This window comes from Brucella sp. TWI559 (genome assembly GCF_039674265.1).
Classification (GTDB): Bacteria; Pseudomonadota; Alphaproteobacteria; order Rhizobiales; family Rhizobiaceae; genus Brucella; species Brucella chromiisoli.
The window spans coordinates 189,214-205,827 of the sequence record NZ_JBDJNE010000002.1 but is presented as its reverse complement, the minus strand read 5'-3'; the positions used below and the strand labels follow the sequence as shown (position 1 = coordinate 205,827).

Genomic DNA, 16,614 nt, shown 5'->3' with positions numbered 1-16,614 from the left:
CTTTGCTATAATGCTGAGATAGATTACGGATTATATGTCACTGATAGGATGGTTGATGCGCTGGCCCAGATTTACGCGCCTTATTATTGCGCTCATCATTCTTGGTGCGGCAGCAGCAGCAACGTTGCTCGCAATCGTTCCTTTTATCGTTTCCACAGATGCGATCCGTATTCGCGTTGCCCAGGAAATCAGTGCCTGGACCGGCTATAGCGTCGAGCTGCGTGAAGCACCGCGTTTGCGGGTATTTCCGGTGTTACGCGCTTCACTTGATGGTGTCACACTGAGTAAGGTTTCAGATCAGGGTTCCAAGCCCTTCATGAGTGCCAACCGGATTGAAGTTGAACTTTCCCCACTCGATGCACTTATGGGGCGTTTGTCTTTCTCTGAAACGCAGATTGTAAGGCCGCATTTCAATATTGGTGGACCGGTCGATAATTTTTCCGGTCTGCTTGATGCGATTGCCAATTCCAGCGGGCGCCTCGGCACGGCCATCCGCGCGCAACGCGCTTTGCAGCAAAACGGCGCCAATGACAAAGCGCTTGCCGCGCAACAGGCATCGCAACCTTTTGGCCGCGTTGTGATCCGTGATGGTACGGTCTCATTTAATCATCCCGACGAGCAGGAGGCTTCGAAGGAAGAGCAGCAGATTACAAAGTTGAACGCCACGCTTGAATGGCCGCGAACATCAAGTGCGGCAACCTTGCGCGGCAGTGCGCAATGGCGGGGCGAGGCCACCCAATTCAATGTCACCGCCGGTCAAGCATTGTCGCTTCTTGCCGGTGGCACCTCTGACGTAAACGCAAGCTTCACATCCACACCCCTCAATATTACCTTTGAGGGTAAGGCCAATATTTCCAATGACCGCTTCTTTGAGGGCGCGTTGAGTGCAAAAACGCCCTCGCTCAGCAACAGTGTTCGCTGGCTCGGCCTGCCACCCGTCGCCGGCAGCACCGAAATCGGGGCTTTTTCCCTTGATTCAACCATTACATCAACACCGAAGCGGCTGAAATTCGATAATGTCGAAATGACAACGGATGAAAGCCCGGCCAAGGGTGTGATTGAAATTGGCTTTGAGCAGGACACGCCTGCGGTTACCGGCACCCTCGCCTTCGATAAGCTTGATCTGCGACGGTTATTCTCCATCTTCGTGCCGCTGCCCGTCAATCAGCCTCGCTCTCCGAGCGAACGGAATCAAAGCGAGCAGGACAATATCAATACGAGCTTCATCGACCGGGCTGAGCTTGACCTGCGTCTTTCGGCGCAAGCCGCCACCGCAGGTCCGGTATCATTAACCAGCGTTGCAGCGGCCGTACAGATCAGAGGCGGTCGCGCGATGTTCGATATTGGTGACGCCAAAGCCTTTAACGGCATTATTCAGGCCAATCTGCAGATTGTTCGCGACCTGAAGACCGCCAGTGGTGAATTGCGGTTCAACGCATCAGACATTGACAGCTCGCAGCTTTTTGCAGCGCTCGGCTTTGACAAGCCATTCGTCAATGGCAAGGGTAATGTTTCACTGTTTATGAAAGCGCCAGCCAACCGTTGGTCAGCGCTTCTGAACAGCGCGCAGGGCAATGTCTCCGTTCAGCTTAACAACGGGCAAATGCAAGGCTTTTCGGTTCAGGATTTTTTGACAAAAGCGCAGAGCCAAGGTTTCTTTGCGCTTGAACGGCAGGAAAACGTCTCTCTTGCCTTCAATCGCCTCGACCTCAAGGCAAATCTTTCCGATGGCGTGGCAACGCTGGAGAATGCGCGTCTTGCCACGAATGATGGCACGCTCAATCTGGCTGGTATTGTTCCATTTGTTGACCGCAGTCTGGCATTAAGCGGCGAAGTCATCTTCCCCGATAGCCAGCCGCAGCCGCAGAATACGGATGGACAACTTGCCGAAACCACGCCCGCGAAGCCACCGCTGCATTTCTTTGTTGGCGGCTCCTGGGATCGGCCCTTTATCTCCCCATCATCGACAGGAAGCGAAACGGGGCAGTAAGCCCCTCTCCTTATGATCATCATCCCATACGGAATGCGGCTTGCTCGTCACGGCGGCGCTGCACTTCGCGACGCTTGTTGACAACCGAAGCAATGATCACGCCCGTCGCCACCAGTGCAATCAGGATAGTGCAGACCGCGTTGATTTCCGGTGTCACACCAAGCCGCACCTGAGAGTAAATCTTCATCGGCAGTGTGGTTGCACCCGGACCAGAGGTGAAGCTTGCAATCACCAGATCATCGAGTGAAAGGGTGAAAGCCAGCATCCAGCCGGAAACAACGGCAGGCAGAATAACTGGCAATGTGATTTTCATGAATGTTGTCACGGGTGGCGCGCCAAGATCCATTGCCGCTTCTTCCAGCGACCGATCAAAACTCACCAGACGCGACTGCACGACAACGGCCACAAAGCACATCGAGAAGGTGATATGCGCAAGCGTAACCGTCCAGAAACCACGGTCAAAATTCATCGCCACGAACAAAAGTAACAGCGAAAGGCCGGTGATGACATCCGGCATGACCAGCGGCGCGTAGACCATGCCCGAGAACAGAATTCGCCCGCGAAACCGCGTGTAGCGCGTGAGTGCAAGTGCGGCCAGCGTTCCAAGCACGGTTGCAATCGTCGCAGACAAAAGCCCGACGCGGATCGTCACCCATGCCGCATCCATCAGCGCCTGATTGCGGAACAGCTCCACATACCATTTGGTCGAGAAGCCCGCCCAGACAGTGACGAGGCGGGATTCGTTGAACGAATAGATGACCAGCAGAACAATCGGCAGATAAAGAAAAGCAAAGCCAAGCGACACCGAGACAATATTAAAACGTGACCAATTGTTTTGCATGTTATTTCCCCTTCTCCTGCTGGCGCGCCTGCACCTGCTGGAAAATCACGATCGGCACGATAAGCAGGAGCAGCAGAACCACGGCCACAGCCGAAGATACCGGCCAGTCGCGATTGGAGAAGAACTCACTCCAGATTGTCTTACCGATCATCAGCGTCTGCGATCCGCCAAGAAGATCGGGGATCACGAATTCACCAACAGCCGGAATGAACACAAGGAAACACCCCGCCACGACGCCTGCAAGCGATAGTGGAAAGGTGATCTTCCAGAAAGCTGAAAATGCAGTACAGCCGAGATCCTGCGCCGCTTCGATCAGCGAATAATCCATTTTTTCGAGTGACGAATAAATCGGCAGAATCATGAACGGCAGATAAGAATAAACGATACCAATGAAGATTGCCGTTTCCGTGTTCAGAATGTTGAGTGGCGTATCGATGATATTCAGCCACATTAAAAACTGGTTGAGCAGACCTTCCGGCTTGAGGATGCCAATCCACGCATAAACGCGGATCAGGAACGATGTCCAGAACGGCAGGATGACCAGCATAAGCAATGTCGGTCGCAGACTTTGCGGTGCCCGCGCCATGCCATAAGCCATAGGATAAGCGACGAGCAATGTCAGAAATGTCGAGATTGCCGCAATCCGCACGCTGGAAAGATACGCCATATAATAAAGCGGATCATCCATCAGCCAGAGATAGTTATCGATAGAAAGCTGCTTCACGCGCTCCCATGCAAGACCAAAGCCCTGCGTCAAATCAATAACTGGCTGATAAGGCGGTATTGCCATCGTGACTTCGGAAAGCGAAATCTTGAAGACAATAAAAAACGGAACCAGAAAGAAGATCAGCAGCCACAGATAAGGGACTGCGATCACGAGGCGACTGGTTATGGAAGCGATCAGCTTTTGCATGTGCTTCCCCTCCTCAGGCCGTCAGCACCAGACCGGCATCGGTATCAAACGAAACCCATACGCGCTCATCATAGGTCAGCGGATTTTCCGTCTTGCGCACAGCATTCAGGCTTGCAGCCTTGATGGTGCGACCATTGTCGAGGCGGACGTGGAAAACCGTCATATCGCCAAAATAGGCAATATCCCAAAGCTCACCCTCAACCGCGTTGACAGCGGTCTCTTCCGGCTTTTCGCGGTTAATGCGTGTCTTTTCAGGACGCACCGCATACCAAACCTTCTGACCGGCATTGAGCTGCTCGCGCGTTTCAGTGTGGATATGAAAGCCAAATTTTTCCGTGGCGATTTCAGCCTCACCATTGGCGACCTTGACCACTTCACCTTCGATGATGTTCACATTCCCAATGAAGTCGGCCACAAACTTTGAACGCGGCGCCTCATAAACTTCTGCCGGTGTTGCCACCTGCATAATGCGACCCTTATCCATGACAGCGATACGATCAGACATGGTCATGGCTTCTTCCTGATCATGGGTGACGACCATGAAGGTAAGACCGAGCTTGACCTGTAAATCCATCAATTCGAACTGGGTTTCTTCGCGCAGCTTCTTGTCGAGCGCACCAAGCGGCTCATCCAGCAGCAGCACTTTCGGACGCTTGGCAACAGCACGCGCCAAGGCCACACGCTGGCGCTGACCACCAGAAAGCTGATGCGGCTTGCGCTTGCCATATTTCTCAAGCTTCACAAGTTTGAGCATTTCAGCGACACGCGCATCGATTTCCGATTTCGCCATGCCGTCCTGCTTGAGCCCAAAAGCAATGTTGTTCTCTACCGTCATATGCGGGAACAGTGCATAGGACTGGAACATCATATTGACCGGTCGCTTATAGGGAGGAATGCCGCGCAAATCCTGACCATCGAGCGTAATGCGCCCCGATGTCGGCTCCTCAAAACCCGCCAACATGCGCATCAATGTGGTCTTGCCGCAGCCGGAAGCACCTAAGAGCGAGAAAAACTCGCGATTGAAAACATTGAGCGACAGATCATCAACCGCGGTAAAATCGCCGAAAATCTTGGTCACATTCTCAAAAGAGATGAAAGGCTTCGCCGCCGGATCATTCCAGGGTGCAAATTTGCGGCGAAAGCTGCCAAAAGATTCCATTCCGTTCCCCTATCGACTTAATCGAGGGCCTGCATTCACAGGCACAGTCTGCCACTAAACGACTATATTAAGACGTAGAGCGGCCCTCCTGTATGAACAGTGAGCCGCTCTTAACAATTTGACGGGACCAAACCCGATCAGACGTTCACAACCGTCTTATTATCCAACTGTTACTGACCTGTGACGATCTTGGTCCAGGCCCGCGTAACATAACGCTGAGTTTTCTGGTCATAAGGTGTTGGCACAAACAATTTTTTCAACACCTCTTCGCTCGGATAGATTTCTGGGTCATCGAGAATATCTTTATCGATGAACGCCTGCGAAGCCTTGTTACCATTCGCATAGAATACGAAATTGGATGCTTTCGCCGCAACTTCCGGGCGCATGATATAATTCATGAATTCAAGCGCTTCAGGTACATGTTTTGCGTCAGCAGGGATTGCCATCTGGTCAAACCACATCAGCGCGCCTTCCTTCGGGATCGAATAACCGATCTCTACGCCCTGATTTGCCTTCTCGGCACGATCACGTGCCTGGAAGATGTCACCTGAATAACCAACAGCCATGCAGATGTCGCCATTCGCCAGCGCGTTGATATATTCCGACGAATGGAACTTGCGGATATTCGGACGAATCTTGAGATAAAGCTCCTGCGCCTTTTCCATATCTTCCGGTGAAGGGGAATTGGGATCAAGACCAAGGTAATTCAAAGCCGGGCGCAGCATTTCGCTTGATGTATCCAGCAGATAAATACCGCAGTCTTTCAGCTTCGCCGAAATCTCCGGGTTGTAGAGCACATCCCAAGAGTCAATCGTATCGGTACCAAGGATTTCCTTGATTTTGGCCTTGTTATAGCCAATGCCGGTCGTGCCCCACATGTAGTTTATGGAATATTCGTTGCCCGGATCGTAGGTCGCGGCACGGGTCGAAATTTCATCCCACATATTCTTGAGGTTTGGCAGCTTGTCCTTGTCGAGCTTCAAGAACACACCAGCCGGGATCTGACGGCCAAGGAATTCACCCGATGGCACAACAAGATCATAGCCGCTACCACCGGCAAGAAGCTTGGTTTCAAGAATTTCATTGGAATCATAAACGTCGTAAACGACCTTAATGCCCGTTTCCTTGGTAAAATCCTTGAGGATCGAATCGTCGATATAATCCGACCAGTTATAAATATTGACAACCCGCTCCTGCGCGCTTGCGGGAAATACGGTGGCGCTCACAAGGGTCGTGACCATCGTTGTCGCCAGAAGAAAGGATTTCATCCTCATCGCGTGCTCCATTCTGCACCGTAATTTCCGGTACAGCTTAAGGGTGGGTAAATTGTTTCATTTTCTACCTTTTTAGATTGTGCAGCATTCGTCAACCGGCTGATGACAACACAAACATAAAAATTGCGATGCCACGCCTGAGAGCCAACGAGATTTTGACTATGGCGCGGCGAAAATAGTGAGGTTCGAGAACCGGAGCGGAGTGTACTTCGGGTACACGAGCACCGGGAGCGCAGAACCACGCCATTTGCAGACCGTCGGAGTCAAAATATCGCGGCTTTACTGGAAATCGAAAGCAGATAGCCCCGCCACCATTTCATCAAGCCCTAATGGACGCGTCAACGGCGGCTCGGCACGGGTGATGCAGCCTTGCCGTTCACAAAGCCTGCAAGCGGGGCCTATTTCTGTGCGAGGCGCACTGTTTGTACCGTAAACTGTCTCTATAGCAGCATCGAGCGAGCAGCCGATGAGAATTGCCGTGCGCCGCGGACGCTCGTTAAATGCACCTTGCGGTCCTTCAAGCGTTCGCGCAACCGTCAGAAAACTGGAACCATCGGGCAATTCGGCTGGCTCCACCAGCACCTGCCCCGCCTGTGTGAATGCTGCATAGACCGGAAGCTTCGGACACTGACCGCCAAATCGCACCGGAAAGCCTTCGGCACCCGCCATGCGCAAGCGATTGCCAGCATGATCGATTTCCATCAGAAAAAACGGTAAAGCAGAATTATCCCGCCGCTGAAGCGTTGTCAGTCGGTTTGCCGCCTGTTGAAACGACACGCCAAAGCGTGAACGCAACACGTCTATATCATAGCGCGCCCGCACAGCAGCATCACGAAACTGCCGGTAAGGCATCATCAAAGCCTGTGCCGCATAACGCGCCAGTTCAAAACGCGCGATGCGCTTTGCTTCACTGGACGAGAGTTTTAGCCCTTCTGTTTCAGCGCCGATCATTACTTGCATACGGATCAGCGCTGCTTCCATGGCAATTTCCTGCAACTGATCAAAAGGCGACAATCGCTCCGATATGAAAAGCCGCTGTGAATGCCGATCGTAACGCCTGCGCCAGTTCGGCATGGTTGCAACGGGCAATGTGCGCACCGTAATGCCATGCTCGCGCCGCAGCCATTCTTTCAACGCACCTGACAAGTCGCCATCAGGTTTCAGCAAACCATAAAAGCTTTCCGCCTCTTCCTCGATCCGCGGGTAATGATTGGGCCGCCGCGCCATAACATCACGCACTTCATCCAGCGGCAAACGCGTGGCGGAAAGCTGCGCATCACTGCCTTCATGCGAAAGCAATTGCGAGAGATCAGAAAGGCGCTGCTGTTGCTCGCGGTATGCACGGTAGAGTTTAACGATGCCGGTGGCGGCATTGGGTGCCGCCTCGCCAATCTCCACCAGTTCCTGATCGCCCGGCAATTCTCCCGTCAGCAGTGGATCGGAAAATACTTCTTTCAGCCCAGCAACCGTTGCGCCGCTTTCAGCCTGAAGGCTGTCGAGATCAAGCTTGTAAACACTGGCAAGCTTCAACAAGAGCTGCACCGTCAGCGGACGCTGATTGCGCTCAATCAGATTGAGATAGGACGGCGAAATACCAAGCGCCTCGGCCATGGATGTCTGCGTCAGACCGCGTTCGTTGCGGATGCGCCTGATGCGTGGACCAGCAAAGATCTTGCGTTCGCTCATGAGGCCTCCCAAGTCAGCAATGATGAAATTTACAATTCATGACAAAATAGCTGCAAAGTTTGATTTTGACAAGATTTACAAATTTACAAATAACCTCAGTCAATTTTCAGACAGCATTACCTCAATTTCTCAGCCGTTTTCCTGCTTTTTCTAGCTGTTCGAGCAATAGGGTTGTAAATCTGGTCACAGAAAGAGCGACAACAATCAGCTCTTCCAGAACCTAATCTTAGTGTGAGGAGACACCGAAATGACAGATTTTTACAGCCTCATCCCTTCGGCACCCAAAGGCCGCTTTGACGGCATTGAGCGCGCACATACAGCCGAAGATGTGAAAAGGCTGCGCGGTTCGGTGGAGATCAAGTATTCGCTGGCCGAGATGGGTGCAAACCGTCTGTGGAAACTGATCCACGAGGAAGATTTCGTCAACGCGCTTGGCGCGCTCTCCGGCAATCAGGCCATGCAGATGGTACGTGCTGGTTTGAAGGCGATCTATCTGTCCGGCTGGCAGGTTGCAGCGGATGCAAACACGGCATCGGCCATGTATCCCGACCAGTCGCTTTATCCGGCCAATGCTGCCCCAGAACTGGCAAAGCGCATCAACAAGACATTGCAGCGTGCCGACCAGATTGAGACTGCGGAAGGCAAAGGCCTGTCGGTTGATACTTGGTTTGCACCAATTGTTGCGGATGCGGAAGCAGGCTTCGGCGGACCGCTGAATGCATTTGAGATCATGAAGGCCTTCATCGAAGCCGGTGCTGCTGGCGTGCATTATGAAGACCAGCTGGCCTCTGAAAAGAAGTGCGGCCACCTTGGCGGCAAGGTTCTGATCCCGACTGCGGCCCATATCCGCAACCTCAATGCGGCACGTCTTGCAGCCGATGTCATGGGAACGGCAACGTTGGTCATCGCTCGCACGGATGCAGAAGCCGCCAAGCTTCTGACCTCGGATATTGACGAGCGCGATAAGCCATTCGTCGATTACGATGCTGGCCGCACGGCGGAAGGCTTCTATCAGGTGAAAAGCGGCATTGAGCCATGCATCGCCCGTGCCATTGCCTACGCACCCTATTGCGATCTGATCTGGATGGAAACATCCAAGCCCGATCTCGAACAGGCTAAGCGCTTTGCAGAGGCTGTGCATAAGGCTCATCCGGGCAAGAAACTGGCTTATAACTGCTCGCCATCGTTCAACTGGAAGAAGAACCTCGACGACGCAACAATTGCCAAGTTCCAGCGCGAGCTTGGTGCGATGGGATACAAGTTCCAGTTCATTACGCTGGCCGGTTTCCATCAGCTCAACTACGGCATGTTCGAACTGGCGCGTGGTTACAAAGATCGTCAGATGGCGGCTTATTCCGAACTGCAACAGGCGGAATTTGCAGCCGAAGCCAACGGCTACACCGCGACCAAACACCAACGCGAAGTCGGCACCGGCTATTTCGATGCCGTATCGCTCGCAATCACCGGCGGCCAGTCTTCGACCACCGCCATGAAGGAATCCACCGAAACAGCGCAGTTCCGTCCGGCTGCGGAATAACAACGAAGGGAACATAAAATGGCTTCGATTGCACGCGTTAAGGAAAGAGCAGAAGAGCAATCAACCTCGATGAGCACCGATCAGCAAAGCGCGATCCGTATGCTTGCCAATGACCTGCACCGTCTCAATCAGTCGGTTATGAAAGCAGTCGAGGCCGGTGTTTCTGTAGAGCTGGTTCGTTCTGCCCGACATCATGCGGGAGATGGCAACTGGGGCGACCTCTTGATCCCGGTTATCGTTACCCGAAACCCGTGATCAGCAAAAAACAACGGATTATAACTTGATATACCAGTCCATTCATGTTGGATTAGCTTAACTGACCTCCCCGGCTGGCTCTGCCAGTCGGGTTCTTTTTTGCGTCAACAGACATTTTTGGCTAGGCGCTTTTGGGAAATCTATTCCCACACCGCTTCGCGCGAATGGATCGCGCAGGCGTGAAGCCTAAATGCTTCGATGCTGCTATGCAGCCCAAAAGACGCAATCTGCTTCACAGCTCATTCGGATTTTTTCTTTCGCCGTTCACAAGACCAAATTAGGCACAATAAACTACATATGCTCAGCGACGGCGCGGATTTCGCATTATTGAAGTGTCTTTTCCAATATCGCCCATTGCTCTTCACGCGTCACCGAACCCATTCCGCCCTTTCTGGCCAGCACATTTCGATTGAGACGCACGAATACAACCTTTTGATCGCCTTTCTCCGCCCATCCGACATACCAGCCGAACTGACGGCGTCGATCCGGCTTGCCTTTAGGGCCTGTTTCAAAGGCCGAGCCGGTTTTACCATGGACCATCCAGCCGTTTGAAAGCTGATGACTTGGCAAAATTTCCATGGTTTTGGTGATCGCAACCTCAGAAAACGGCACCTTGTAATTCACCATCTTCATGAGAAAATCAGCCTGCTCATTGGGTGATATTTGCAATGATGAGGAAATCCAAGAACGTAAAAGGCCGTTATTCTTGCACCGATCGCCACTTAGGTCACGGTTACCGTAATTGAGTTGATCTGTGTATTTTTGAAATTTATCTTTTCCTAGCTTCCGCGTCAGCTCTTGTGAGAACCACACAACCGACTGATCCTCCCAATAGGTCGGATCGACAGATTGCCTCCATGATTCACGCCACGCGGGATAACCTTCCTTGTAAGGCCAGGAGGGGGTGTGTGCATCCTCGAGAATGCCGCTTTCAAACCCCATCAACGCCAATGGCACTTTGAAGGTTGATGCCGGGCTGTTGCGCGTATCGCAAACGTCGCCTTCTTTAGAGATGATGTCGCCATTATTCGCATTAAGGATGATCATGCAGGTGAGTTTTTCGCTTTTGGCCGATGCCTGTCCTTGCAGGGCGAGCATCATGCAAAAAGCGCTTCCTGCCATTCCCAAAGCCGCTTTGATCGTTCTTTGCATCCAGAAAACCTCTCAAGACATGTTTTCGCGAATTCTTTTCTCAAACATGGCGCCAACATTACGCAAACACGGCAATCCACACGTTTGTGCATACCCCCTCATTTATCACTCCCCATATTTAATGTTGTTGTTGTTCAAAGCTTCATTTGTCAACGCATCATGCTCCAGCTATCATGATGCTATACGAAATCATTTTTTGGTGTTGGATGTCTGCTGATACGACGGAAAAGAAGGTTACGCGTGCGCCGCGTCGCCGTACGCCTGCTTATGTCAAATCGCTTCGCGGCGTGAAGAACTGGAAGCAAGCCACAGAGTGGCTGGCATGGCGCGACATTGAAGACATCGAATGCATTACCCCTGATCAGGCGGGTGTGGCGCGTGGCAAGATGATGCCATCAAAGAAGTTCACTTCCAATACGTCGCTTGCTCTGCCTTCTGCTGTGTTCATGACGACCATTTCAGGGGATTATCCTGAAGACGGTCATGGTTTTCAATATCCCGAAGATGATGGTGATCTCAGGCTTTTGCCTGATCTCTCGACACTCTCCTCGGTGCCATGGGAAACGGATGCAACAGCGCAGGTCATCTGCGACCTGGTCTATCAGGATGGACGCGCGGTTGAATTCACGCCGCGCAATGTGCTGCGCTCTGTCGTTGCTGCCTATAACAAGCGCGGCCTCAAGCCGGTTGTTGCACCGGAAATCGAGTTTTATCTGGTACGTAAGAACCCGGACCCCGATTATCCGCTCACGCCACCGGTGGGGCGCTCCGGCCGCGCCATTGGTGGCGGTCAGGGCTATTCAATTGCAGGCGTCAACGAGTTTGATGAACTGATCGACGACATCTATCATTTCTCCGAAGGACAGGGCCTTGAGATCGATACACTGATCCACGAAGAAGGTGCAGCACAGCTTGAAATCAATCTGCGCCATGGCGATCCGGTTGAGCTGGCCGATCAGGTGTTTTTGTTCAAACGCACAATCCGCGAAGCCGCCCTTAAGCATGATATGTATGCAACCTTCATGGCCAAGCCTATTCAAGGCCAGCCGGGTTCGGCGATGCATATCCATCAATCGATCGTCGACAAGAAAACAGGACGCAACATCTTCTCCAACGAAGATGGCAGTGAAAGCGAAGCCTTCCGCCACTTCATCGGCGGCATGCAACATCATGTACCAAACGCGCTCGTGATGTTCGCGCCCTATGTTAACTCTTATCGCCGCCTTACGCCTGATGCATCGGCGCCGGTTAACGTGAAATGGGGTTACGACAACCGCACGACGGCCTTCCGTGTACCGCGTTCCGAGTCCGGTAGCCGCCGCGTCGAAAATCGCATTCCTTCATCTGATGCCAACCCTTATCTGGCACTCGCTGCATCGCTCGCCTGCGGGTTGATTGGTTTGGTGAACAAAATCGAAGCTGATCAACCTGCATCGACAAGCGTTAACACCAAGGAAATCGATCTGCCGCGCGGTCTGATAGAAGCTGTGCAACTCTTTGAAAATGATCAGGAATTGCGCAACCTTTTCGGAAACTCGTTCGTCACCACTTATGCAGCAATCAAGCGCGCGGAGTTCGAGACTTTCATGGAAGTCATCAGCCCGTGGGAACGTGAGTTCCTTCTGCTCAACGTCTGACCGGTTCCACATGACCTATCAAAGCCCAATCTCGCCCGGCTTCTCATGGTACGAAGCGAGCGCTCCAGAGCGACCACAATACGAAGAACTTGATGGTGCCCGTCAGGCAGATGTCGTTGTTATTGGTGGTGGTTATACGGGACTTTCGGCAGCCTATCATCTGGCCACACAGGGAGCTGACGTCGTGCTGATCGAAGCGGCACGCTTTGGCGATGGCGCATCGGGACGCAATGGTGGTCAGTTCGGCACCGGTCAGCGCACATGGCCGGAAGACCTCGAAAAGCAATATGGCTTTGAACGGGCGAAGGCTCTGTTCGATGTTGCGGAAGAAGCCAAGGCTTACCTTCTTGGCTTTGCGCGCGAACACTCTATCGATATGGAATATATGCCCGGCCAGATTTCAGCCGCGCACAAGCCGCGTTATCTGAAGCACTATCAGGCCCATGCGGAACTGATGGCCACGCGCTTCAATTACCCTCATATTCGTTTTGTTGAACGCGACGAAATGGCCACACTTCTCGGCTCTAACCGCTATCATGGCGGGATTTATGATGCGGGCACCGGTCATATCCATCCGTTGAAATTGCTGATTGGGCTGGCAAAAGCGGCACAGTCCACCGGTGCGCATCTCTTTGAAAACACCAAAGCCACAAAGATAACCACAGCAAGCGGTCGCGTTGAAGTTGAAACGCCACGCGGCACGATTTCAGCAAAGAGAGCGTTTCTCGCAGTCAATGCGCACGGCGGTGATTTGGAGCCGACAAGTGCAACTCACGTGATGCCAATCCGTTCTTTTATTGGCGCAACTGCCCCTCTGGGCGACAACAGCCCGGTCATTCCCGGTGGTGAGTCGGTTGATGACTCGCGCTTCGTCGTTCGTTATTTCCGTAAATCAAAGGATGGCCGTCTTCTGTTCGGAGGCCGTGAAGCCTATACCGCCGACAATCCGCGTGACATCAGCGAACATATCCGCCGCCAGATTGCTGAAATCTATCCCGCACTCGACAAGGTCGACATTACACACGCATGGGGCGGATCCGTTGGTATAACCATGCCGCGCCAGCCATTTGTGCGTGAAGTGATGCCTGGCGTTATTTCAGCAGGTGGTTACTCCGGCCATGGAGTCATGCTCGCCAATTACATGGGCAGACTTTATGCGGACGCGATCAGCGGTAAGCGCGAGAAGCTCAAACTCTTTGAAGAATTGCGCATTCCCGCCTTCCCCGGCGGCCGCACGTTGCGTGCCCCACTGCTATTTGTTGCCTTGTCATGGTATGCGCTGATGGATCGGATTTAAACCACACCCTCCCCGGCTTTTGCTGCAAGGCGTTGATATGTCTCTTCCACCACATCACACATCGGCAGAATTCCGCTCAAACATAGCAATGCCTTTATGTGTTCACGCACACCTTCATAGCCAATGATCGGCACAAAAGACTGCATAACGATACGTGCTTCGCCTCTGTAAAGAGCCTCATACTCCGCAAAATTTGTAAAGCTTTTGTAGCTTTCGCCGCGCATCAAATAAGTTTCGACCGCGGCGCCTTCGGCCAGCACAACCGCATGGCTATCGAGCACAATATTATAATAGTCGATGATATTTTGTGCTAAAGCGCGCGTGATAGACCGGCCATTGACGAGATCTTTCGCTCTGATCAAAACGCCATCAATAAAAAGAGCATGGTTTGGAGACAAATAGAGATCACGGCGAGGCGCTTTGCCGTCAATCGCATGACGTGCAATACGGATCGGCATGATGTTCTCGTTCCAACCCGCTCCGCCTTTGCGGTGGCTTTGCCAGCCCACCCACTTAACGGGCATAAAAGAACCATCAACTGTCCTGACGAAATCTCCGATCACGAGATTTTCTACCGCAACCGGCCCCTTCGCGGTCTCTATGAGTGTACCTTTCAAAAGACAGTTAGAACCTGAACCGCCGCCGTGCTCCCACCATTTCGTACCAAGAGCTCGAGCTGGAAAAGACGATACAGTCGCCACCAGCGCGCCCAGGGCCGAACCCTTTGCAATCATGCCCGCCGCAGCACCCAGAAAATGGCGTCGCGCGCGACTGCTCGGTGAATGCCGGTCTTTATCTGCTGACATAAGTCCCTCCGCTCTAAGAGTTATGGCATCGGGCCAAAAACAGCATGTTTTTGCAAAGCACGATGCGTCTGTTCAAGAACATGAAGCACCATTCCGTGTTGCACGGAGTTAGAATGCCTCGATTACTTCACCCCAATTACCGCTCTGATATTACTCCACCATGCCATTGAAAATGTTACAGCAATCCGATCTACCACGTCCGCAAATAGAGGTAGAGCATAGGGCAAAGGGCGTAGATTTTATGAGATTGTGGGTGCTCTCAAGGGCGCGCAGCGCTAACCGAGATTAAGTAAAACACAATAGAAACGCGCAATTGCTCTGAGAATCATCCTATCATTTCACGAACAAAGCAGCGCAGGAGTTTCCATTGAGCAAAGACACGCTTTTTCTTCTAATGCCCGGTTTTGAAGATCCGGCCTATCCGGGCCAGACTTTTTACTGCGAACATTGTGCGCTGATGGAAGGCGTGCTCGCATCATTTCCCGCATTGGGAGAGAAAATCGAGATCATGCGCATCGCCTGGCCGCGTCCGAGACCAGATGTAATCGCACTTGTGGGTGAGGAAAACCAGTCTTTACCACTGCTGATATTGGCGCAAGGTGACAGCTCAATCCATCAAACAGGCGAATATGAAGGACGCGCCTTCATCTCCGACAAGGATGCAATCCTCAAGGCCCTTTCCGAACGCCATGGCTTTGCACAACCACATCCCTAAAGCACGTCAAACCAGATTGGCGCTTTAAGCTGAGCAACACGGCGCACGCATTCGTGATGGCCAATGCGGCATATTGCTCTTCCTTTTTCGCTTCTTCACCCCATCTTAACATGCCTGCCAAGTCAGCCGATTGTCATAAACCTGTGTTCAGGTTTGTGGATATGCTGGCATCGAAAGAACGAACGGCAACAGAACAGATTTCCGACTGGCCTCATGTGTGAGCATGCGTCCGGTCTCAACCACAACAAGGAGCAACCACATGGTCGTAAAAGCCTATGGTGCTTATGCCGGTGACAAGCCACTTGAACCGATCGACATCACACGCCGCGCGCCGGGTGCAGACGATGTGCAGATCGCAATCGCTTATTGCGGTGTCTGCCATTCCGATCTGCATCAGGTTCGTTCGGAATGGGCCGGAACGGTCTATCCTTGCGTTCCCGGCCACGAAATTGTCGGCCACGTTACCGCTGTCGGCGCAAATGTCAGCAAATTCAAGGTCGGCGATACGGTCGGCGTTGGCTGCATGGTCGATAGTTGCCAGCATTGCTATGCCTGCGATGACGGGCTGGAACAATATTGCGAACACGGCTTCACGGGCACCTATAATTCGCCTACGCCTGACGCGCCGGGCCACACACTTGGCGGCTACTCGCAGCAGATCGTTGTTAAAGACAAGTTCGTTCTCAAGATCAACCATCCTAAGGAACAGCTTGCTGCCGTTGCACCACTGCTTTGCGCAGGCATCACCACATGGTCGCCGCTGCGTCACTGGCGCGTTGGTCCCGGCATGAAAGTCGGCATTGTCGGCATTGGTGGCCTTGGACATATGGGCATCAAACTTGCTCATGCGCTTGGCGCTCATACAGTCGCTTTCACCACATCCGAAAGCAAGCGCGCAGACGCCAAGGCGCTCGGTGCTGATGAAGTAATCGTCTCGCGCAACGATGAAGAGATGAAGGCACACGCCAACAGCTTTGACTTTATCCTCAACACCGTTGCAGCCAGCCACAATCTCGATGCCTTCACCCAGCTCTTAAAGCGTGATGGCACCCTGACACTGGTTGGCGTGCCGGAACATGCGCATCCATCGCCAAATGTCGCTACGCTGATCTTCAAACGTCGCTCGATTGCCGGTTCGCTGATCGGAGGCATTGCTGAAACGCAGGAAATGCTCGACTTTTGCGCTGAAAAAGGCATTGTTGCCGATATTGAAATGATTGCAATCCAGAACATCGAAGATGCATATGAACGCATGCTGAAAAGTGATGTGAAATACCGCTTTGTCATCGACAGCGCGACCCTCGCAGCATAACGAAATGAAAAACGGCCCGGTCATTCCGGGCCTTTTTCTT

The 16,614-nt window shown here is 52.6% G+C and carries 14 protein-coding genes; 7 read left to right on the top strand and 7 right to left on the bottom strand.

The genetic code is table 11. From position 1 onward, the window contains the following. Nucleotides 1-55 precede the first annotated feature (55 nt). Nucleotides 56-1,990, top strand: coding sequence for an AsmA family protein (locus ABE530_RS05020; RefSeq protein WP_499693798.1), 1,935 nt, complete (start codon nucleotides 56-58; stop codon nucleotides 1,988-1,990). Nucleotides 1,991-2,009: 19 nt separating this feature from the next. On the opposite strand, the gene ABE530_RS05015 is transcribed toward ABE530_RS05020, so the two are convergent. From ABE530_RS05015 to ABE530_RS04995, 5 genes are all read right to left on the bottom strand, one after another. Further along, the gene (locus ABE530_RS05015) at nucleotides 2,010-2,831 is read right to left on the bottom strand and encodes an ABC transporter permease (protein ID WP_265984394.1); all 822 of its coding nucleotides are present in this window, start codon (nucleotides 2,829-2,831) and stop codon (nucleotides 2,010-2,012) included. A gap of 1 nt (nucleotide 2,832) precedes the next feature. Further along, on the bottom strand, nucleotides 2,833-3,744 hold the full coding sequence (locus ABE530_RS05010; protein ID WP_396998294.1) for an ABC transporter permease subunit: 912 nt from the start codon (nucleotides 3,742-3,744) through the stop codon (nucleotides 2,833-2,835). A gap of 13 nt (nucleotides 3,745-3,757) precedes the next feature. Beyond that, nucleotides 3,758-4,903, bottom strand: a complete 1,146-nt coding sequence (locus ABE530_RS05005; protein ID WP_499693797.1) for an ABC transporter ATP-binding protein — start codon at nucleotides 4,901-4,903, stop codon at nucleotides 3,758-3,760. A gap of 170 nt (nucleotides 4,904-5,073) precedes the next feature. Continuing rightward, nucleotides 5,074-6,177 carry a polyamine ABC transporter substrate-binding protein gene (locus ABE530_RS05000; protein WP_265984397.1) on the bottom strand — a complete coding sequence of 368 codons (1,104 nt, stop codon included), beginning with the start codon at nucleotides 6,175-6,177 and terminating at the stop codon, nucleotides 5,074-5,076. A 279-nt stretch (nucleotides 6,178-6,456) separates the two neighbouring features. Further along, the gene (locus ABE530_RS04995) at nucleotides 6,457-7,863 is read right to left on the bottom strand and encodes a helix-turn-helix domain-containing protein (RefSeq protein WP_499693796.1); all 1,407 of its coding nucleotides are present in this window, start codon (nucleotides 7,861-7,863) and stop codon (nucleotides 6,457-6,459) included. Nucleotides 7,864-8,110: 247 nt separating this feature from the next. Here ABE530_RS04995 and aceA point away from each other — a divergent pair, with 247 nt between their 5' ends. Both aceA and ABE530_RS04985 read left to right on the top strand, forming a co-directional pair. Continuing rightward, nucleotides 8,111-9,400: an isocitrate lyase gene (aceA, locus tag ABE530_RS04990; protein WP_499693795.1), complete on the top strand. Its 1,290-nt coding sequence runs from the start codon at nucleotides 8,111-8,113 to the stop codon at nucleotides 9,398-9,400. 18 nt (nucleotides 9,401-9,418) lie between these two features. Further along, complete coding sequence (locus tag ABE530_RS04985) at nucleotides 9,419-9,655, top strand: SMc00767 family acetate metabolism repressor (protein ID WP_265984401.1); 237 nt, start codon at nucleotides 9,419-9,421, stop codon at nucleotides 9,653-9,655. Between the two features lie 324 nt (nucleotides 9,656-9,979). On the opposite strand, the gene blaOXA is transcribed toward ABE530_RS04985, so the two are convergent. Beyond that, nucleotides 9,980-10,807: a class D beta-lactamase gene (blaOXA, locus tag ABE530_RS04980; protein WP_499693794.1), complete on the bottom strand. Its 828-nt coding sequence runs from the start codon at nucleotides 10,805-10,807 to the stop codon at nucleotides 9,980-9,982. 206 nt (nucleotides 10,808-11,013) lie between these two features. Between blaOXA and ABE530_RS04975 the strand changes: the two genes are divergently transcribed. Together ABE530_RS04975 and ABE530_RS04970 are read left to right on the top strand one after the other, a co-directional pair. After that, nucleotides 11,014-12,444 carry a glutamine synthetase family protein gene (locus tag ABE530_RS04975; protein WP_499693793.1) on the top strand — a complete coding sequence of 477 codons (1,431 nt, stop codon included), beginning with the start codon at nucleotides 11,014-11,016 and terminating at the stop codon, nucleotides 12,442-12,444. A gap of 10 nt (nucleotides 12,445-12,454) precedes the next feature. Then, nucleotides 12,455-13,741 (top strand): NAD(P)/FAD-dependent oxidoreductase, encoded by a 1,287-nt coding sequence (locus ABE530_RS04970; protein WP_265984405.1) that lies wholly within the window; start codon nucleotides 12,455-12,457, stop codon nucleotides 13,739-13,741. Here the strand turns inward: ABE530_RS04970 and ABE530_RS04965 are convergent. Beyond that, nucleotides 13,738-14,547: a Hint domain-containing protein gene (locus ABE530_RS04965; protein ID WP_499693792.1), complete on the bottom strand. Its 810-nt coding sequence runs from the start codon at nucleotides 14,545-14,547 to the stop codon at nucleotides 13,738-13,740. The two genes, ABE530_RS04970 and ABE530_RS04965, sit on opposite strands and share 4 nt — an antisense overlap. A 367-nt stretch (nucleotides 14,548-14,914) precedes the next feature. Between ABE530_RS04965 and ABE530_RS04960 the strand changes: the two genes are divergently transcribed. Together ABE530_RS04960 and ABE530_RS04955 are read left to right on the top strand one after the other, a co-directional pair. Beyond that, nucleotides 14,915-15,262 carry a DUF3088 domain-containing protein gene (locus ABE530_RS04960; protein ID WP_499693791.1) on the top strand — a complete coding sequence of 116 codons (348 nt, stop codon included), beginning with the start codon at nucleotides 14,915-14,917 and terminating at the stop codon, nucleotides 15,260-15,262. A gap of 259 nt (nucleotides 15,263-15,521) precedes the next feature. Beyond that, nucleotides 15,522-16,574 (top strand): NAD(P)-dependent alcohol dehydrogenase, encoded by a 1,053-nt coding sequence (locus tag ABE530_RS04955; RefSeq protein ID WP_499693790.1) that lies wholly within the window; start codon nucleotides 15,522-15,524, stop codon nucleotides 16,572-16,574. Nucleotides 16,575-16,614 lie beyond the last annotated feature (40 nt).